A 17694-nucleotide genomic window follows, 5' to 3' on the forward strand; every position below is an offset into this window, starting at 1 on the left:
TGAAGAAATACGGCTGAGGAAAACGGGAGGGCGCTCAGTGGCCCTGCTCGTCGCGGCGGCGCTGCCAGCGCTGCTCGATGCGGTCCATCATGCTGCGGCGCGGGCGCATCTGGCCGCGGCCGCCCAGGGGCCCCGCCGGGCCCGTCCCCTGCTGCGCACCGGGCCTCGGCGCCTTGCGCCAGCCGGTGACGGCGAGCGCCGCGCAGCCCAGCATGACGAGGAAGCCGACCACACTGATCCAGTACTGCCCCTGAATCATCACGCCGGTCATCAAGAGCGCGATACCCACCAGAAACCCGGCGACCGCCTGGTAGACCCGTCGCCGGGTGTACGTGCGCAGGCCGCTGCCCTCGAGCGCTGTCGCGAACTTGGGATCTTCGGCGTACAGCGCTCGCTCCATCTGCTCGAGCATGCGCTGCTCGTGCTCCGAGAGCGGCACGGAGTCCTCCTACTCGTCGGTCGCGGGGGGCGACCGGGTGCGACCCTTTCAGGATAGGCAGGGAATCGCCCCCGTGAAACCCGCCCCTCTGCGCCATTCCGCCCACCGATGTCCGTGTGGCGATCGGTGGTGTCGGGACGTACATTCCCGGTTCGCCGATCGGCCATGCCGGACGGTGTCCCCCGATCATACGGGGCGAACCAGCTGATCGGGTGGTGTGTGACCTACAGCGCGCAGTCAGCCACGCTCGGCCAGTACATGCAGTTGGGTGGCCACCGAGTGGAAGGCCGGCAGCGCGGCCGCGGCGGCCTCCAGCTGGGCGAGCGCCTCCCGGGCCCCGGGCTCCGCGTCGAGCAGCACGCCGGGCACCAGATCGGCGAAGACCCGCACGCCGTGCACGGCCCCGGCCTCCAGGCCCGCGGCGGTCACGAGCTCCGTCAGCTGCTCGGCGGTGAACCGGCGCGGCATCGGGTCGCCCGCGCCCCAGTGGCCGGCCGGGTCGGTGAGGACCTGGTGGGCCTCGGTGAAGTGCCCGGCGAGCGCACGGGACAGGACGGCGCCGCCGAGGCCCGCGGCCAGCAGGCTCAGGGTGCCTGCGGGGCGGAGCGCCTCGATGACGTTGCGCACGCCCTCGGCGGGGTCGTCCACGTACTCCAGGACGCCGTGGCACAGCACCACGTCGTAGGCGCCGCGGTCCACCACGTCGAACAGGCCGTGGGCGTCGCCCTGGACGCCGCGCACCCGCTCGGCGACGCCGGCCTCGGCGGCCCGGCGCTCCAGCGCGAAGAGGGCGTTGGGGCTGGGGTCGACGACGGTGACGCGGTGGCCGAGGGCCGCGACGGGCACCGCGAAGTGGCCGGAGCCGCCGCCGGTGTCGAGCACCTCCAGCACGCCGCCGGCCGGGCCGGCGGCCTTCACCCGGCGGTCCAGGGCGTCGCGCAGGACCTCCCAGACCACGGCGGTACGCAGGGACGCCCGGGGGCGCAGCGGGTCTGACACGGCGGGTGGCTCCTCGGCGGTGGCGAACGATTGCGTCCGCCCCAGCCTAATGGGCCGTGCCCGGAGGCAGGACGACACGGCCGCCCGGCCCGGCGCGGCGCCGCGCGGGGCGCTCCGGACAAGGGCTCCGGCCTGCACGAATGCCCGTACGGCCACGCGAGGTTGACGCAGGCGCGGGGGCCGCGGGGCGGGCAGGGAGAATCACTCCATGGACAGCAGCAGTACGCGCCGTCAGAACACCCGGCGAAAGCTCTTCGACGCCGCGGTGACCCTCATCGCCGAACAGGGCTTCTCCTCCACCACCGTGGACGAGATAGCGGAACGGGCCGGGGTGGCCAAGGGCACCGTCTATTACAACTTCGCGAGCAAGACCGATCTGTTCGAGGAGCTGCTGCGGCACGGCATGGAGCTGCTGACCGGGGCGCTGCGGGCCGCGGCCGACGAGACGGCCGAGCGCGGCGGCGGCGCGGCCGAGGCGCTGGACGCGATGATCCGCGCCGGGCTGGACTTCGTGGCGCGCCAGCCGTCGCTGGCCCAGCTCTACGTCGCCGAGCTGTGGCGCACCAACCGGGCCTGGCGCCCGACGCTGACGCGGGTGCGGCAGCAGGCGGTCGAGGTGATCGAGCCCGTGCTGCGGGAGGCGACCGCGGAGGACGACCCGGCGGCGGGGTCCGACGTCGCGCTGACGGCCTCGGCGCTGTTCGGGATGGTGCTCGTGACGGCGCTGGACTGGCAGTCGTTCCAGCCGGAGCGGTCGGTGGACGAGGTCCACGCGTCGCTGGCGCGGGTGTTACAGGGGCGGCTGGGCGGCGTGGTCCGCTAGCGCGGCGGACGCACATGGTGCCGTTCCGGCGGCGGCCGAATCCCCCTCGGCCGCCGCCGGAACGGCGTTCCCCCGTGCGTTCCCCCGAACCCCCCTTGCAGAGGGGCCCCCGGCCCCCCGGTCACGTCGGGGGTGCCGCGCCGTTCCGCAGCCCCGTGCCGGCGGTACCGGCGCCGCGCCCCTTCCGTGGGCACCACTCTTCCGCCCGGCGGGCCCGCGGCCCATCCGTGCGCCTACTCATCTCCTCCTCTGAGTACGGGTACTCAGGCCTGGGCGTTCGGCCCCAGGCGCGCCTCCGGAGCCCTGCGTCCGAGCCCTGGGCGGCGGTGCCGCCCGGCGTTGTCGGTGCCGCCGGATAAAGTCGCCCCCATGGCACGGATTGCGGTGATCGGCGCCGGGATGGGCGCGATGGCTGCCGCCGCCCGGCTGGCCGTCGCGGGCCACCGGGTGACGGTGTACGAGCGGGCGGCGACGCACGGCGGAGGCGTCGGGCGCATGACGCGGGACGGCTTCGCCTTCGACACGGGGCCGGGGCTGCTGCACCTGCCGGCCGTGTACCGCGACCTGTTCGTCAAGACGGGCAAGGAGCCGCTGGAGCAGAGCGTCGGCCTGGTCCAGGTGGATCCGGCGAGCGCGCACGTCTTCGCCGACGGCACCTCCGTCTCCCTGCCCAACGCCTCCCGGGCCGGGGTGGTCCGGGCCCTCGACGAGGCCGTGGGCGCGGGCGCGGGCGAGCGCTGGAGCGAGCTCGTGAACCGGGCGCGCGCGGTGTGGGACGCCACGCGCCGCCCCCTGCTGGAAGAGCCCCTGCTCGACGACCCCGAGTATCTGGAGGCCCTGGGCCACGACCCCTATCCGGGGCTGCGCAAGCGCGGCCTGTTCCGGCGGAGCACGCCGCCCGTGCTCGCGGCCGTCGCCGAGCGCGAGCTGAAGGACGCCCGGCTCACGGCCCTGTTGGAGAGTTACGCCCTGGCGTACGGGCTCGATCCGCGCCGCTCCCCCGCGAGCGCGACGGTCCTGCCGTACATGGAGCAGACCTTCGGCAGCTGGTACGTGCGCGGCGGGATGCGCGGCCTGGCCGACGCCGTCCACCAGCGGTGCCTGGCGCGCCGGGTGGAGTTCGTCCTGGGCGCGGAGGTCACGGCGGTCACCGAGAAGGACGGCCGCGCGGCCGGAGTGGAGCTGGCGGACGGGCGCACGGCCGAGGCCGACATGGTGGTCGCCGGCGTCTCGCCCGGGCTGCTGCGGCGTCTCGCCCCGGCGGCCTGCGGGCCCGCCGTGCGGCCCGGCCCGCCGGTGCCGCCCGGGCGGTTCACGCTCTTCCTCGCGCTCCGCGGGGCGCGGCCCGCCGCGACGGCCCACCGCACGGTGGTCCACGCGCCGGACCGCGGCGCGGAGTTGGAAGGGATCTTCGGCGAGGGCGCGCGCGGCCCCGCCGCGCTGCACTACCGGCCGACGGTGACCGTGCTGCGCCCGGACGATCCGGACATCCGCCCGGACGACGGCCACGAGGCCGTCACGCTGACCGCCACGGTCGCCCCGCACGGCCGGGTGGACTGGAGCGACGAGGCGACGGTGGAGGCCTTCGCCGAGCGCGTGCTCGACGCCGCGGAAGGGGTGCTGCCGGGGCTGCGGGAGCGCCTGCTGTGGCACGAGGTGCGCACGCCCGCCGACACCGAGCGCGCGACGGGCGCCGAGGGCGGGGGCATTCCGGCGCCGGTGCTGGCCGGTGGCGGGGGTGACTTCCTCCGGCCCGCCAATGCGACGTCGCTGCCGGGCCTGTACCTGGCGGGCGGATTCGCCCACCCCGGCGGCGGGCTGGCGCACGCGGGGATGTCCGGGACGATGGCCGCGGGCCTGATCGTCTCCGGGGCGGACTGGCGCGGCTCCCAGTAGGCGGCGGTTTCCCGCATGAGGCCCCGCCGCCGAGGCAGCGGGGCCCCACGGTCAGTAGCGGGGCTGCTCGTTGTGGTGCTCGGTGTACTGCTCGCCGTAGCCCTGCCCATGGCCCTGCCCCTGCCCCTGCCCCTGTGTGGGGAGTTGCTGGGGGTAGCCGGGGTAGGGCTGCTGGGAGTAGCCCTGCGGGACGGGCGGGTATTCGCCGTCGCGCTGCTGCGGCACCCAGACGCCGCCGGGCGGGGTGTCCGTGTCGTACTGCGGGGCGGGTGCGTAGGCCTCGGCGGGGTGGCCGCCCATGCCGTACGGCTGCGGAGCGGGCTGCTGGTACTGCCCGTAGGAGTCGTACGGCTCGTAGGCCTGCTGCCGGCTGCCGATGTAGGGGTCGGAGTACGCGGCGTACTGTCCCTGCCCGTAGTCGAATTGACCGGGCTCGGCGGGCGCGCCGGGTGCCGCCGGGACCTGGGCGCCGTAGGGGTCGTCGTACGGGGCGGGGCCGTGGTCCGGTGCGGGAGCGGAGGCGGCGCCGTAGCCGCTGTCGCCGTAGCCGCCGTAGGCCGCGTCGCCCGCGGTGCCGGGGGCGGGGACGGGATGCGGCTGGTGGTGGGCGGCGCCGGGGAGGCCGGGGTCACTCGCGCTCGCGGGCTCCGCGAGCGGGGGAACGGCGGGCATGGCCGCCGTCTCGTCGAGCGGAGGGGCCTCCGCCCGCTCCGTCCTGCGGCGGCGGCCGACGGCGCGCGGCTCCTTCAGGGCGTCGTCCTCGGCGGCCGGCTTCCCGGCGCGCCTACCGGACTTGACTCCCCTTCCGGACCTACCGCCCGTACCGGACTTCTCCTCCGTACCGGACTTGCCGAACTCACCTGCATTGTCAGCGTTGTCAGCATTGCCGGCCTTGTCCCGGCGGAGCGCCCAGCCGCGGGAGAAGCCCCGGCGGAAGGAGAGCGTCACGTACGTCTGCCCGACGGCGAAGGCCACCGCGCCCGCCGCGATGACCGCGACGGACGGGATGACGACGCCCGCGACGACGCCGAGGAACCCGGCGAAGGCGAGGAGGCGCCAGCGCAGTCGCGCCTTGTACTGCAGCAGCACTTCGCCGAGCAGCCAGAGCGCGACGACGCCGAACGCGATGTAGAGGACCGTCCAGCCCATTTACGCCCCTCTCATGGCCGCCGCCTTCGAGGGGCCGGCCGTCAGGACCGCTGGTGCAGTCCCAGATTCTCGTAGATTTCCAGCGTCGCCGTGGAGTGGTTCAGGGTAATGAAGTGCAGCCCGGGAATCTCCTCGGTCATCAACCGAGCGCACAGCTCCGTGGCGTACTCGATCCCGATCGAGCGTACAGCGGCCCGGTCGTCCTTGACCGCGAGGATCCGCTCGGCCAGCGCCGGGGGGAACGCGGCATTGCTGAGCTGCGCGAACCGCTCGATCTGGCGGACGTTGGTGACGGGCATGATCTCAGGGATGATCGGGGTGTCACAGCCGGCGGCGGCCACCCGGTCGCGCAGCCGGAGGTAGTCCTCCGGGTAGAAGAACATCTGGGTGATGGCGAAGTCCGCGCCCGCGCGGCACTTGTCCACGAAGTTCCGGATGTCGGTGTCCCAGTCGGTGGAGCGCGGGTGCATCTCCGGGAAGGCGGCGACGCCGACGCAGAAGTCGCCGGACTCCTTGATGAGTCTCACGAGGTCGGCGGCGTAGTGCAGACCGTCGGGGTGGCGCACCCACTCGCCCATGGGGTCGCCGGGCGGATCGCCGCGCAGGGCGAGCATGTTGCGGATGCCGACGTCGGCGTACTGGCCGATGATGTTGCGCAGCTCGGCCTTGGAGTGGTTGACGGCTGTCAGGTGGGCGACGGGCGTGAGCGTCGTATCGGTCGCCATGCGCTCGGTCACCCGCACGGTGCCCTCACGGGAGGAGCCTCCCGCGCCGTAGGTGACGGACACGAAGGTCGGGCCGACGGCCTCGATCCGGCGGATGGCGTCCCAGAGGGTGCGTTCACCCTTCTCGGACCTCGGGGCGGCGAACTCGAAGGAATACGACCGCTCGCCTGAGGCGAGCAGCTCACGCACCGTACGCGCGTGGTCTGTCCTGGTGGAGGCGGTGCCAAGGGCCATACCGGCAAGTTAACCAGCGCTCCCCGCGGCCCCCAACCCACTTCTGCGATTTGCCCGATAGGCCGGTATCCCGTCCGTCATGCGGACGGGATCTTCCTGTTCCGTTGTCTCAGGGGCGCTCGCGGACCCGCTTGGCCAGCTCTGCCGCGGCCGCTGCGGGGTCGTCCGCCTCGGTGATCGCGCGGACCACGACGACCCGGCGGGCGCCGGCGTCGAGCACCTGCTCCAGATTGCCCAGGTCGATGCCGCCGATCGCGAACCAGGGGCGCTCGGTGCCCAGGGCCGCCGCGTGGCGGACCAGGGGCAGGCCGGGTGCGTGCCGGCCCGGCTTGGTGGGGGTCGGCCAGCAGGGGCCGGTGCAGAAGTAGTCCACACCGGGCTCGGCGGCCGCGGCGTCCACCTCGGCCTCGGCGTGCGTCGACCGGCCGATCAGGACGTCCTCGCCCAGGATCGCGCGGGCCGCGGGCACCGGCAGGTCGCCCTGGCCAAGGTGCAGCACGTCGGAGCGGACGGCGTGGGCGACGTCGGCGCGGTCGTTGACCGCGAGGAGCCTGCCGTGGCGCCGGGCGGCGTCGGCGAAGACCGCGAGGTGCTCCAGCTCCTCGCCCGCCTCCATGCCCTTGTCGCGCAGCTGGACGATGTCGACACCGGAGGCGAGGACCGCGTCGAGGAATTCCGGCAGGTCGCCCTGGCGCTTGCGGGCGTCGGTGCACAGGTACAGCCGGGCGTCGGCGAGGGCATCGCGGGCGGTGGCGGACATCGGGTGGTTCCCCCCGGGTCGGCGGTGTGCGGGCGGGGGCGTGCCCCGCCCGCACACCGGACGGTTCTGGCGGGCGCGGGTCACCGCGCCCTGATACGGATCGGGCCCTGGAACGGACCGGCCCCTCGGGCTGCCGGGCGGCTCAGACGGCGAGCGCCTGGGCGCGCCGCTTCACCTCCGTGCCGCGGTTCTCCCGCAGGGCGTCCGCCGGGGTGCCCGGCAGGCTCTCGTCGGCGGTGAACAGCCACTCCAGCATTTCCTCGTCGCTGAAGCCGTCGTCCCGCAGCAGCGTCAGGGTCCCGGCCAGGCCCTTGACGACCTTGCCCTCGCCGATGAAGGCGGCGGGCACCATGAGCACCCGGTTCTCACCTCGGCGCACGGCGATCAGCTGGCCCTCCTTCACCAGCTGCCGCACGCGCGTCACCTCCACGCCGAGCTCCTCGGCGATGTCGGGGAGGTTGAGCCAGGCGGGAACAAGCGCGTCGATCTTTGCGTCAATCTCGGTCACGGGACAAGCCTGCCATCTGCCGCTGACAGCCGGTAGCCGGGTTGACCCGACCCGGGCGCGTCACAGCACCGCGGCCTTCAGCGGCACCGACGCGTCGGTGGCCTTGGCGCGGTCCAGCAAGGCGCCCTTCTCGATGAGCTTGCGGCCCTGGGCCAGGTCCCTGGGACGGCCGACGGCCAGCAGAGCGACCAGGGCGCCGGCGCGCAGCCAGCACACACTCCAGGCGGCGCTCGCGGGGTCGCCGCGCCACAGCAGCTCGTCGGCGGCGGCGTGGTGGCCCGCGTACTGCACGAACCGCCCGAACTGCTCGGACCAGAAGTACGGCACCGGGTCGTAGGACGGCCCTTCGGCCGGGCCGAGCACGATGTTCGCCGCGACGGTCCGCGGCCCCTGCATGGCGTTGTCCCAGTGGTGCACGAGCAGCCGCTCGCCGTAGCGGGCGGAGGGGAACGACGCGCAGTCGCCGACCGCGTAGACGCCGGGCAGCGAGGTGCGCAGCCGCTCGTCGGCGAGGACGGCGCGGTCCTCGCCGAGCGCGATGCCCGAGCCCTCCAGCCAGCCGGTCGCGGCCCGCGCCCCGACGCCGACGACCACGGCGCCGGCCGTCAGCCGGGTGCCGTCGGCCAGCACGACCGCGTCGTGCTCCACGGCGGTCACCCGCGCGCCGAGCATCAGCCGGGCGCCGCTCTCGGCGTACCAGGGGGCCATCCGGGCGGCGACCTCGGCGGGCATGGCGCCGGCGAGGACGCGGTCCGCGGCCTCGACCACGGTCACCTCGCAGCCCGCCTCGCGGGCCGCCGTCGCGACCTCGGCGCCGATCCAGCCCGCGCCGACGGCCACGACGTCGTGCTGCGCGGCCAGGACCGGGCGCAGCCGCACGGCGTCGTCGAGGGTGCGCAGCAGGTGGACGTTGGGCAGGTCCTCGCTGCCGGGCAGCCGGACGGGCTCGGCGCCGGTGGCGATGACCAGGACGTCGTAGGGGACCGGACCGGAGGCGGTGTCCACCAGGTGCTCGGCCGGGCGCAGACCGGTGGCCTCCCGCCCGAGCTGCAGGTCTATCCCGAGCAGGGCGAAGTCCACCTCGAACGCGGAGCCGTCGGCCTTGCCCAGCAGGACGGCCTTGGAGAGCGGGGGCCTGTCGTACGGGGGGTGCGGCTCGGCGCCCAGCACGGTGACGGTGCCGGCCCAGCCGAGCTCGCGCAGGGCGACCGCGGTCTGCACGCCGGCCATTCCGGCACCCACGATGACGACGCGCCGCTCACGGGCGGTATGTGGTTCTTCCCGGTGCTCGCTCACCCGATCACTGTAGGACGACGGCCGCGCCCGGGGCCCTCCGGGCGGGTCTTGACCGGGCCGGGCACGGTTCGGCACCGCCGGGCCGCCGCGTCGTGGAATCGCCGTCGCGGCGGAAGAAAGCGCGAGAGCCCTCCGAACGGTCACTCGAAGACGGCCGCAAGGCCGGCTCGGCACCGCCGGGCCGCCGCGTCGTGGCTGATCGCCGTCGCGGCGGAAGAAAGCGGCCCGCCGCAGCAGCGAGAAGCCACCGAGGCGGCGGCCGACGGGCCCTCGCCCCGCCGTCGCGGTGCGTACTAGGGTGGCCGGTGCAAGCACTCGCGGGAGCCCGGACGACCGGGCTGAGAGGGAGGCTGGACGGCCTCCGACCGTACGAACCTGATCCGGGTCATGCCGGCGAAGGGAGGGGCTGGACACCTCATGGCCGCGTCGACGACCACACCGGGCGCACCGACCGCGCCGACCGTTCCCGCCTGCGACGTCCTCGTCGTGGGCGGCGGGCTCATCGGGCTCGTCACCGCCTGGCGCGCCGCACAGCGCGGGCTGCGGACCGCCGTCGCCGACCCCGCTCCGGGCGGCGGCGCGGCGCGCGTGGCCGCCGGGATGCTGGCGGCGGTGACCGAGCTGCACTACGGCGAGGAGGCTCTGCTCGCCCTCAACCTGGCCTCCGCGCGCCGCTATCCGGACTTCACGGCGGAGCTGGAGGAGGCCAGCGGCGTCGCCACCGGCTACCGGGCGTGCGGCACGCTGGCCGTCGCCCTCGACGCCGACGACCGCGAGCACCTGCGCGAACTGCACGCCTTGCAGCAGCGCTCCGGCCTGGACTCGCAGTGGCTCACGGGCCGCGAGTGCCGCCGCCTGGAGCCGATGCTCGCGCCCGGCGTACGCGGGGGGCTGCGGGTGGACGGGGACCACCAGACCGATCCCCGCAGGCTCGCGCGGGCGCTGCTCACGGCCTGCGAGCGGGCCGGGGTCGCCTTCCACCGCGCCGAGGCCGCCCGGCTGCTGCTCGCGGGGGACCGCGCCACGGGCGCCGAGCTCGCGGACGGCCGCCGCGTCGCCGCGGGGCAGGTGGTGCTCGCCGCGGGCAGCCGCAGCGGGACGCTCGCGGGCGTCCCCGCCGGCGTCCTGCCGCCCGTGCGCCCCGTCAAGGGCCAGGTGCTGCGGCTGCGCGTCCCGGACGCGTACGCGCCCTTCCTCTCCCGCACCGTGCGGGCGGTCGTGCGCGGCGGGCCGGTGTACCTGGTGCCGCGCGAGAACGGCGAGCTCGTCCTCGGCGCGACCACCGAGGAGCTCGGCTGGGACACCACGGTCACCGCCGGCGGCGTCTACGAGCTGCTGCGCGACGCCCACGAGCTGGTGCCCGGCATCACGGAACTGCCCCTGGTGGAGACCTCCGCCGGGCTGCGCCCCGGCTCCCCCGACAACGCCCCCCTGCTCGGCCCGACCGCCCTGCCCGGGCTGCACGCCGCCACCGGCCACCACCGCAACGGCGTCCTCCTCGCCCCGCTGACCGGCGACGTCATGGCCGAGGTGCTGACCACCGGGCGCCTCCCCGAGGAGGCCCGCCCCTTCACCCCCCGACGCTTCTCGAACGCGCTGCAGGAGCTGCCCGTATGAACCCCAGCGACCCCACCGACAACCCCGAGGCCCACATGGGCATCAGCGTCAACGGCGAGCACCGCGAGGTGCCCCACGGCCTGACCCTCGGCGGTCTCGTGGCGAGCATGACCACCGCGCCCGGCGGCGTGGCCGCCGCCGTCAACGAGGCCGTCGTGCCGCGCGGCCGGTGGGCCGCCACACGGCTCGGCGCGGGCGACCGCGTCGAGGTCCTCACCGCAGTGCAGGGGGGCTGATCAGCGCTGATGGCGGACGATCTGCTCACCATCGCCGACACCACCTTCGGCTCCCGGCTGATCATGGGCACCGGCGGGGCGCCCAGCCTCGACGTCATGGAGCGCGCGCTGCTCGCCTCCGGCACCGAGCTGACCACGGTCGCGATGCGCCGCCTGGACGCGAGCGTCCGGGGCTCCGTGCTGTCCGTGCTGGAGCGGCACTCCATCCGGGTGCTGCCGAACACGGCCGGCTGCTACACCGCCGGTGAGGCCGTCCTGACCGCCCGGCTGGCCCGGGAGGCGCTCGGCACGCACTGGGTCAAGCTCGAAGTGATCGCCGACGAGCGCACGCTGCTGCCCGACCCGATCGAGCTGCTCGACGCCGCGGAGATCCTCGTGGACGACGGCTTCACCGTGCTGCCGTACACCAATGACGACCCGGTCCTCGCCCGCAAGCTGGAGGACGTCGGCTGCGCGGCGATCATGCCGCTGGGCTCGCCCATCGGCTCCGGCCTCGGCATCCGCAACCCGCACAACTTCCAGCTGATCACCGAGCGGGCCGGGGTCCCCGTGATCCTCGACGCGGGCGCCGGCACGGCCTCCGACGCGGCGCTCGCCATGGAGCTGGGCTGCGCCGCGGTGATGCTCGCCTCCGCGGTGACCCGCGCCCAGGAGCCGGTGCTGATGGCGGAGGCGATGCGGCACGCCGTGGAGGCGGGGCGGCTGGCGTACCGGGCGGGCCGGATACCGCGGCGGCACTTCGCCGAGGCGTCCTCTCCTGCGGAGGGCTTGGCACGTCTCGATCCGGAGCGGCCCGAGTTCGCTCAGTAGCAGGGGCTCCGCCCCTGACCCCTTTTGTCCTCAAACGCCGGACGGGCTGATTTTTACCGGGTCAGGGCTTCGTCCCCGCCCCTTTTAGACTCGTCGCGTGGATACGACGCTAGGGGACCCGTTGGTCGGGCACACGCTCGACGGCCGCTACCGGGTCGAGGCCCGCATCGCCGTGGGCGGGATGGCCACGGTCTACCGCGCCCTCGACACCCGGCTCGACCGGGTGCTCGCGGTCAAGGTGATGCACCCGGGCCTCGCCGCCGACACCGCGTTCGTGGAGCGCTTCATCCGCGAGGCCAAGTCGGTCGCGCGCCTGGACCACCCCAATGTGGTGGGCGTCTACGACCAGGGCACCGACGGCCCGTACGTGTATCTGGCGATGGAGTACGTGCCCGGGTGCACCCTGCGCGACGTGCTGCGCGAGCGCGGGGCCCTGCAGCCGCGCGCCGCCCTCGACATCCTGGAGCCGGTGCTGGCCGCGCTGGGCGCGGCCCACCTCGCGGGCCTGGTGCACCGCGACATGAAGCCCGAGAACGTGCTGATCGGTGACGACGGCCGGGTGAAGGTCGCCGACTTCGGGCTCGTCCGGGCCGTGGACACCGACACCACCGCGTCCACCGGATCCGTCCTCGGCACCGTGTCGTACCTGGCCCCCGAGCAGCTGGAGCACGGCACCGCCGACCCTCGCGTGGACGTCTACGCGTGCGGCGTCGTCCTCTACGAAATGCTGACCGGTGCCAAGCCGCACACGGGGAGCACCCCGGCCCAGGTCCTCTACCAGCACCTCCACGCGGACGTCCCGCCGCCGTCGGCGGCCGTGCCGGGCCTGGCCGCCGCTCTGGACGGTCTCGTCGCCGACGCCACGGCTCGCGACCCGCAGCTGCGCCCGGCGGATGCCGTCGCGCTGCTCGGCCTGGCCCGCGCGGCGCGCGCGGAGCTGAGCGGCGAGCAGCTGGACGCGGTGCCTCCGCAGGCGCTCACCGACGCGCTGACGGGCCGCACGACGGGCCCGGAGGACCGTACGAGCGTGCTGCCCCGGCCGGCCGCGCGCCCGCTGCCCGCGGAGGACGGCGAGCAGCTGAACCGCACGACGCGGCTGGAGCACCCGCCCGCTCCCCCGGTCCCGCCCGCTCCCCCCGCGGGCCCGCGGAGCCGGTTCCGGCAGGCGCCGCGGCGCGGGGTCCTCGCGGCGGTCGCCGCGCTGCTGGCGGTGCTGATCGGCACGGGTGTCTGGTACATCAACTCGGGCCAGTTCACGACCGTCCCCGCCGTCCTGGACATGACCCGGGACAAGGCGGAGAAGACGCTGGACGGCGCCGGGCTCGGGGTGCGCACGAAGGAGGACTTCAGCGACACCGTCGAGCGCGGCCACGTCATCGCCGCCGACCCGGCGCCCGGCAAGCGCATCCGCAACACCGGCAAGGTGACGATCACCCTCTCGCGCGGCCCCGCGCGGGCCGAGGTCCCCAACGTCGTCGGCATGCCCTTCGACGAGGCGAAGAAGAAGATCGAGGGCGCGGGCCTGACCGTCGGCGAGGTCGGCAAGCAGTTCAGCAGCGAGACCCCGCAGGGCTCGGTGCTGGCCACCGACCCGAAGCCGGGCGAGCAGCGCCGGCCGGAGGCGCCGGTCGCACTGACCGTCAGCAAGGGCGCGCCGCTGGACGTGCCGGACGTGCGGGGCATGTCCGTGGACACCGCGACCGCCGCCCTGCGCGACAAGGGCTTCGAGGCGAAGGTGTCGGATGCCCAGGTCTTCTCCGACCGCGCCAAGGGATCCGTGGCCGAGCAGTCCCCCGGTACGGGCGACAAGGCCGCCAAGGGCGACACGGTCACCCTCACCGTCTCCAAGGGCAAGGAGATGGTGCCGGTCCCGGACGTCACGGGCAGGAACGAGGCCGAGGCCAAGCGGCTGCTGACCGAGGCGGGCTTCAAGGTGAAGGTCGACAAGCCGTTCTTCTTCCCGCAGGACTCGGTGGAGAGCCAGTCGGTCAAGGGCGGCGAGCAGGCCGCCAAGGGCGACACGATCACCATCAAGCTCAAGGGCGGTCTGTAGCGGTGGAGGAGCTGACCCCGGGGCGGCTGCGCAACCCCGTAGGCGGCCACGTGCCGGTGGCGGGCGGGCTGGCCAAGGTGGGCCTGGCCTACGCGCGCGAGATGGGCGCGGAGACCCTGCAGGTCTTCGTCGCCAACCCGCGCGGCTGGGCGACGCCCGCGGGCAACCCCCGGCAGGACGAGGAGTTCCGCGCCGCCTGTGCGGAGGAGTCCCTGCCGGTCTGGGTGCACGCCCCCTACCTGATCAACTTCGGCTCGCACACCGGGGCGACGGTCGAGCTGTCCGCGGAGTCGATGCGGCACTCGCTGCGCCGCGGCCGTGCCATCGGCGCGCGGGGCGTGGTCGTGCACACCGGCTCCGCGACGGGCGGCCGGCCGCGCCGGACGGCGCTGGAGCAGGTCCACGAGCGGCTGCTGCCGCTGCTGGACGAGCTGACCCACGACGACGACCCCTGGCTGCTGCTGGAGCCCACGGCCGGCCAGGGCGCGTCCCTGTGCTCGCTGGTCGAGGACCTCGGCCCCTACTTCGAGGCGCTGGAGCACCACCCGAAGCTGGGGGTGTGCCTGGACACCTGCCACGTCTTCGCGGCGGGCCACGACCTCGCCGGGCCGGGCGGGATGAAGAGCACGCTGGACGAGCTGGTCTCCGTGGTGGGCGAGGGACGGCTGCGCCTGATCCACGCCAACGATTCGAAGGCGGTCGTCGGCGCGCACCTCGACCGGCACGAGAACATCGGTTCCGGCCACATCGGCGCCGACCCCTTCGCGGAGCTCTTCCGCCACCCGGCGACGGCCGGGGTCCCGCTGACGATCGAGACGCCGGGCGGCCCTGCGGGCCACGCCGCGGATGTGGCCCGCCTGAAGGAACTGCGCGCCGGGGTGCTCTGACGCGCTCCGGCGGGGCCTACAGCTCCGGGCCCTCGCCCGGCTGCTCCTGGTAGGAGTAGCGCTGCTCGCGCCAGGGGTCACCGACGTTGTGGTAGCCCCGCTCCTCCCAGAATCCGCGCCGGTCGGCGGTCATGTACTCCACGCCGCGCACCCATTTGGGCCCCTTCCAGGCGTAGAGGTGCGGCACGACGAGGCGGACCGGGAAACCGTGCTCGGCGGTGAGCGGCTCGCCGTCCTTGTGCGTGGCGAAAATCGTCTTTTCGGAGGCGAAGTCGGCCAGTCGCACATTGGAGCTGAAGCCGTATTCCGCCCACACCATCACGTGTGTGACCTCAGGCGCGGGCGGTGCGAGTTCGAGCACTGTACGGGCCGACACTCCGCCCCATTCGGCGTCGAGCATGCTGTATTTCGTGACGCAGTGCAGGTCGGCCACCACCGTCGTATACGGCAGGGCGGAGAATTCCTCGTGCGTCCAGCAGTGCTTGTCGCCGTCGGCGGTGGATCCGAAGACCCGGAACTCCCACCGGTCGGGCTTGAACCTCGGCACGGGGCCGTAGTGCGTGACCGGCCAGCCGCGCTGAAGACGCTGCCCCGGCGGCAGCTGGGGGAGCTCCCCTTTGCGGCTTTCGGTGTTTTTCGCGGGCCCCATGCCCCCATGGTGTCAGACCTTTCACGGCGCCGATGACCAGGGGTTCCACTATGGGGACAACTCCCACTAAGTGTGCACTTACTGGACGGTTTCGAAGGGCGGTGCGAGGATGCGCGCAACCTGCCATTCACCCTTGCTTGGAAGGAGCCTCTGCAATGCAGGGCGACCCCGAGGTCATCGAGTTCCTCAATGAACAGCTGACTGCCGAGCTGACCGCCATCAATCAGTACTTCCTGCACGCGAAACTGCAGGAGCACCACGGGTGGACCAAGATCGCGTCGCATACGCGCGCCGAGTCCTTCGACGAGATGCGGCACGCGGAGACCCTCACCGACCGGATCATCTTCCTGGAGGGGCTGCCCAACTACCAGCGGCTCTTCCACGTCCGGATCGGCCAGACCATCACGGAGATGTTCCAGGCCGACCGGCAGGTGGAGGTCGAGGCCATCGACCGCCTGCGGCGCGGGGTGGAGGTCATGCGGGCCAAGGGCGACATCACCTCGGCCAACATCTTCGAGTCGATCCTCGCGGACGAAGAGGATCACATCGACTATCTGGACACCCAGCTGGAGCTGATCGAGAAGCTCGGCGAGGCGCTGTACATCGCGCAGTTCATCGAGCAGGAGAACGGCGGAGCGGACTAGCCGGGGCCGCCCGGGGCGCTAGGCCGCCTGGGGCTGCGGCAGCGCGGGTATCTCGGCACTGAGCACGCCGGAATCCCCCTGGTCGGCCAGCTGGCGGCGCGGGCACGCACCACGGCCGAGGAGCGCCTGGATGCGGCGCACACAGCTGCCGCAGTCGGTGCCCGCCTTGCTGGCGGAGGCTATCTGCCGGGGCGTGCACGCCCCCTTGTCCGCGTGCTCACGCACCTGCTGCTCCGTGATGCCGAAGCATGAGCAGACGTACACGCGGTTCACCGCCAACCGGGTTGATCAATAAGGTTACCCTTACCTTACCCGGCCCGGTGGCGGAATAACAACGCCGTGGGGCGGGGATCACAGATCCCCGCCCCACGGCTCGCTCGCGTCAGCGGCTCCTACTGGTCGCGGTACATCTCCGCGACGAGGAACGCCAGGTCCAGGGACTGGCTGCGGTTGAGGCGGGGGTCACAGGCCGTCTCGTAGCGCTGGTGCAGGTCGTCGACGAAGATCTCGTCGCCGCCGCCCACGCACTCGGTGACGTCGTCACCGGTGAGCTCGACGTGAATGCCGCCGGGGTGCGTGCCGAGGCTCTTGTGGACCTCGAAGAAGCCCTTGACCTCGTCCAGCACGTCGTCGAAGCGGCGGGTCTTGTGGCCCGAGGCCGCCTCGAAGGTGTTGCCGTGCATCGGGTCGCAGATCCACGCCACCTGGGCACCGGAGGCGGTGACCTTCTCCACCAGCTCGGGGAGGTGGTCACGGATCTTGCCCGCACCCATCCGGGTGATGAACGTGAGCCGGCCCGGCTCGCGCTCCGGGTCGAGGCGCTCGATCAGGGTGAGCGCGTCCTCGGCCGAGGTGGTCGGGCCGAGCTTCACACCGATCGGGTTGCGGATCTTCGAGGCGAACTCGATGTGCGCGCCGTCCAGCTGACGGGTGCGCTCACCGATCCAGACCATGTGGCCGGAGACGTCGTACAGGTTCCCGGTGCGGGAGTCCGTACGGGTCAGGGCCGACTCGTAGTCGAGGATCAGCGCCTCGTGCGAGGAGAAGAACTCCACCGTCTTGAACTCCTCGGGGTCCACCCCGCAGGCGTTCATGAAGTTCAGCGCGCGGTCGATCTCGCGGGCCAGGGCCTCGTAGCGCTGCCCGGACGGGGAGGACTTCACGAAGTCCTGGTTCCAGGCGTGCACCTGGCGCAGGTCGGCGTAGCCACCGGTGGTGAAGGCACGCACCAGGTTCAGCGTGGCCGAGGAGGCGTGGTACATGCGCTTCAGCCGCTGCGGGTCCGGCGTGCGGGCCTCGGGCGTGAAGGCGAAGCCGTTGACGGAGTCGCCGCGGTAGGTCGGCAGGGTCACGCCGTCGCGGGTCTCGGTCGGCTTCGAGCGCGGCTTGCTGTACTGACCGGCGATACGGCCGACCTTGACGACGGGCACCTGGCCCGCGTAGGTCAGCACGGCGCCCATCTGGAGCAGCGTCTTGAGCTTGTTACGGATCTGATCGGCGCCGACGGCGTCGAAGGCCTCGGCGCAGTCGCCGCCCTGGAGCAGGAACGCCTCTCCACGGGCGACCGCTCCCAGGCGCTGGCGCAGCTGGTCGCACTCACCCGCGAAGACGAGAGGCGGATAGGACTCGAGCTCGGCGATCACATCGCGCAGAGCCTCTTGGTCCGGCCATTCGGGCTGCTGCGCCGCGGGAAGGGAGCGCCAGGTGTTGCCACCGGCGTGGAGTTCAGCGTTCACGGTCACGCTCCAACCCTACGGGGTCGCGGAGGCTGCCCGGCCGCCGGACCGCACTTTGAGACATTTGCCGAGACATGGACGAGACGCGCCCAAGACGCGCCGGGGCCACCGTTCAATACCGGCCATCCCCGTACCGCTTCGCGAGCGCACGGGACACGGGCGCCCCCACGCCCCTCTCCCGCACCCCGGAAGCTTCCGTTCCTACAGCCTGACCACGACCGATACCCGCCGGT

The 17694-nt window shown here is 73.4% G+C and carries 18 protein-coding genes and 1 riboswitch; of the genes, 8 read left to right on the forward strand and 10 right to left on the reverse strand.

Annotated elements, in window-relative coordinates:
- Positions 1–34: 34 nt before the first annotated feature.
- On the reverse strand, positions 35–439 hold the full coding sequence (locus FGW37_RS08690; protein WP_168090802.1) for a DUF3040 domain-containing protein: 405 nt from the start codon (positions 437–439) through the stop codon (positions 35–37).
- 237 nt (positions 440–676) lie between these two features.
- Positions 677–1438 carry a methyltransferase gene (locus tag FGW37_RS08695; protein ID WP_179080543.1) on the reverse strand — a complete coding sequence of 254 codons (762 nt, stop codon included), beginning with the start codon at positions 1436–1438 and terminating at the stop codon, positions 677–679.
- A 208-nt stretch (positions 1439–1646) separates the two neighbouring features.
- On the opposite strand from FGW37_RS08695, the gene FGW37_RS08700 reads away from it, so the two are divergent.
- Both FGW37_RS08700 and FGW37_RS08705 read left to right on the forward strand, forming a co-directional pair.
- Positions 1647–2261, forward strand: coding sequence for a TetR/AcrR family transcriptional regulator (locus FGW37_RS08700; protein ID WP_179080544.1), 615 nt, complete (start codon positions 1647–1649; stop codon positions 2259–2261).
- A 369-nt stretch (positions 2262–2630) separates the two neighbouring features.
- Positions 2631–4157 carry a phytoene desaturase family protein gene (locus FGW37_RS08705; protein ID WP_179080545.1) on the forward strand — a complete coding sequence of 509 codons (1527 nt, stop codon included), beginning with the start codon at positions 2631–2633 and terminating at the stop codon, positions 4155–4157.
- A 51-nt stretch (positions 4158–4208) separates the two neighbouring features.
- On the opposite strand, the gene FGW37_RS08710 is transcribed toward FGW37_RS08705, so the two are convergent.
- The 5 genes from FGW37_RS08710 to FGW37_RS08730 form a co-directional block, all read right to left on the reverse strand.
- Positions 4209–5306, reverse strand: a complete 1098-nt coding sequence (locus FGW37_RS08710; RefSeq protein WP_179080546.1) for a chromosomal replication initiator protein DnaA — start codon at positions 5304–5306, stop codon at positions 4209–4211.
- Between the two features lie 41 nt (positions 5307–5347).
- Positions 5348–6265, reverse strand: a complete 918-nt coding sequence (metF, locus tag FGW37_RS08715; protein ID WP_179080547.1) for a methylenetetrahydrofolate reductase [NAD(P)H] — start codon at positions 6263–6265, stop codon at positions 5348–5350.
- Between the two features lie 109 nt (positions 6266–6374).
- On the reverse strand, positions 6375–7025 hold the full coding sequence (gene thiE / locus FGW37_RS08720) for a thiamine phosphate synthase (protein WP_179080548.1): 651 nt from the start codon (positions 7023–7025) through the stop codon (positions 6375–6377).
- A gap of 142 nt (positions 7026–7167) precedes the next feature.
- Positions 7168–7533, reverse strand: coding sequence for an Rv2175c family DNA-binding protein (locus tag FGW37_RS08725; RefSeq protein WP_179080549.1), 366 nt, complete (start codon positions 7531–7533; stop codon positions 7168–7170).
- Between the two features lie 60 nt (positions 7534–7593).
- A complete protein-coding gene (locus tag FGW37_RS08730; RefSeq protein ID WP_179080550.1) occupies positions 7594–8829 on the reverse strand; it encodes an NAD(P)/FAD-dependent oxidoreductase in 1236 nt (411 codons plus the stop codon).
- A gap of 307 nt (positions 8830–9136) precedes the next feature.
- A riboswitch (TPP riboswitch) is annotated at positions 9137–9248 on the forward strand.
- Here FGW37_RS08730 and thiO point away from each other — a divergent pair.
- From thiO to FGW37_RS08755, 5 genes are all read left to right on the forward strand, one after another.
- Positions 9247–10446, forward strand: coding sequence for a glycine oxidase ThiO (gene thiO / locus FGW37_RS08735; protein ID WP_179080551.1), 1200 nt, complete (start codon positions 9247–9249; stop codon positions 10444–10446). It overlaps the preceding riboswitch by 2 nt.
- A 35-nt stretch (positions 10447–10481) precedes the next feature.
- Complete coding sequence (gene thiS / locus FGW37_RS08740) at positions 10482–10682, forward strand: sulfur carrier protein ThiS (protein WP_179084583.1); 201 nt, start codon at positions 10482–10484, stop codon at positions 10680–10682.
- Between the two features lie 9 nt (positions 10683–10691).
- Positions 10692–11492: a thiazole synthase gene (locus FGW37_RS08745; RefSeq protein ID WP_179080552.1), complete on the forward strand. Its 801-nt coding sequence runs from the start codon at positions 10692–10694 to the stop codon at positions 11490–11492.
- A 97-nt stretch (positions 11493–11589) separates the two neighbouring features.
- On the forward strand, positions 11590–13545 hold the full coding sequence (pknB, locus tag FGW37_RS08750) for a Stk1 family PASTA domain-containing Ser/Thr kinase (RefSeq protein WP_179080553.1): 1956 nt from the start codon (positions 11590–11592) through the stop codon (positions 13543–13545).
- A 2-nt stretch (positions 13546–13547) separates the two neighbouring features.
- Complete coding sequence (locus FGW37_RS08755) at positions 13548–14432, forward strand: deoxyribonuclease IV (RefSeq protein ID WP_425506491.1); 885 nt, start codon at positions 13548–13550, stop codon at positions 14430–14432.
- A gap of 16 nt (positions 14433–14448) precedes the next feature.
- Here FGW37_RS08755 and FGW37_RS08760 read toward each other — a convergent pair whose 3' ends face one another.
- On the reverse strand, positions 14449–15081 hold the full coding sequence (locus tag FGW37_RS08760; RefSeq protein ID WP_179080554.1) for a sulfite oxidase-like oxidoreductase: 633 nt from the start codon (positions 15079–15081) through the stop codon (positions 14449–14451).
- A 155-nt stretch (positions 15082–15236) separates the two neighbouring features.
- Here FGW37_RS08760 and bfr point away from each other — a divergent pair, with 155 nt between their 5' ends.
- Complete coding sequence (gene bfr / locus FGW37_RS08765; RefSeq protein ID WP_030364678.1) at positions 15237–15725, forward strand: bacterioferritin; 489 nt, start codon at positions 15237–15239, stop codon at positions 15723–15725.
- An 18-nt stretch (positions 15726–15743) separates the two neighbouring features.
- Here bfr and FGW37_RS08770 read toward each other — a convergent pair whose 3' ends face one another.
- A complete protein-coding gene (locus FGW37_RS08770; RefSeq protein ID WP_058044802.1) occupies positions 15744–15998 on the reverse strand; it encodes a (2Fe-2S)-binding protein in 255 nt (84 codons plus the stop codon).
- Positions 15999–16117: 119 nt separating this feature from the next.
- Positions 16118–17467, reverse strand: a complete 1350-nt coding sequence (locus FGW37_RS08775) for a class II 3-deoxy-7-phosphoheptulonate synthase (RefSeq protein ID WP_179080555.1) — start codon at positions 17465–17467, stop codon at positions 16118–16120.
- Between the last annotated feature and the right edge of the window lie 227 nt (positions 17468–17694).

Origin of the sequence: Streptomyces rectiverticillatus (assembly GCF_013394065.1) — a bacterium.
Lineage (GTDB): Bacteria > Actinomycetota > Actinomycetes > Streptomycetales > Streptomycetaceae > Streptomyces > Streptomyces rectiverticillatus.

What these genes read in the sequence shown, in the direction of transcription:
- metF (WP_179080547.1), bottom strand. Translation starts at nt 6,265, where the DNA reads ATGGCCCTTGGCACCGCCTCCACCAGGACAGACCACGCGCGTACGGTG.
- thiE (WP_179080548.1), bottom strand. Translation starts at nt 7,025, where the DNA reads ATGTCCGCCACCGCCCGCGATGCCCTCGCCGACGCCCGGCTGTACCTG.
- FGW37_RS08745 (WP_179080552.1), top strand. Translation starts at nt 10,692, where the DNA reads ATGGCGGACGATCTGCTCACCATCGCCGACACCACCTTCGGCTCCCGG.
- FGW37_RS08760 (WP_179080554.1), bottom strand. Translation starts at nt 15,081, where the DNA reads ATGGGGCCCGCGAAAAACACCGAAAGCCGCAAAGGGGAGCTCCCCCAG.
- FGW37_RS08705 (WP_179080545.1), top strand. Translation starts at nt 2,631, where the DNA reads ATGGCACGGATTGCGGTGATCGGCGCCGGGATGGGCGCGATGGCTGCC.
- bfr (WP_030364678.1), top strand. Translation starts at nt 15,237, where the DNA reads ATGCAGGGCGACCCCGAGGTCATCGAGTTCCTCAATGAACAGCTGACT.
- thiO (WP_179080551.1), top strand. Translation starts at nt 9,247, where the DNA reads ATGGCCGCGTCGACGACCACACCGGGCGCACCGACCGCGCCGACCGTT.
- FGW37_RS08710 (WP_179080546.1), bottom strand. Translation starts at nt 5,306, where the DNA reads ATGGGCTGGACGGTCCTCTACATCGCGTTCGGCGTCGTCGCGCTCTGG.
- FGW37_RS08700 (WP_179080544.1), top strand. Translation starts at nt 1,647, where the DNA reads ATGGACAGCAGCAGTACGCGCCGTCAGAACACCCGGCGAAAGCTCTTC.
- thiS (WP_179084583.1), top strand. Translation starts at nt 10,482, where the DNA reads ATGGGCATCAGCGTCAACGGCGAGCACCGCGAGGTGCCCCACGGCCTG.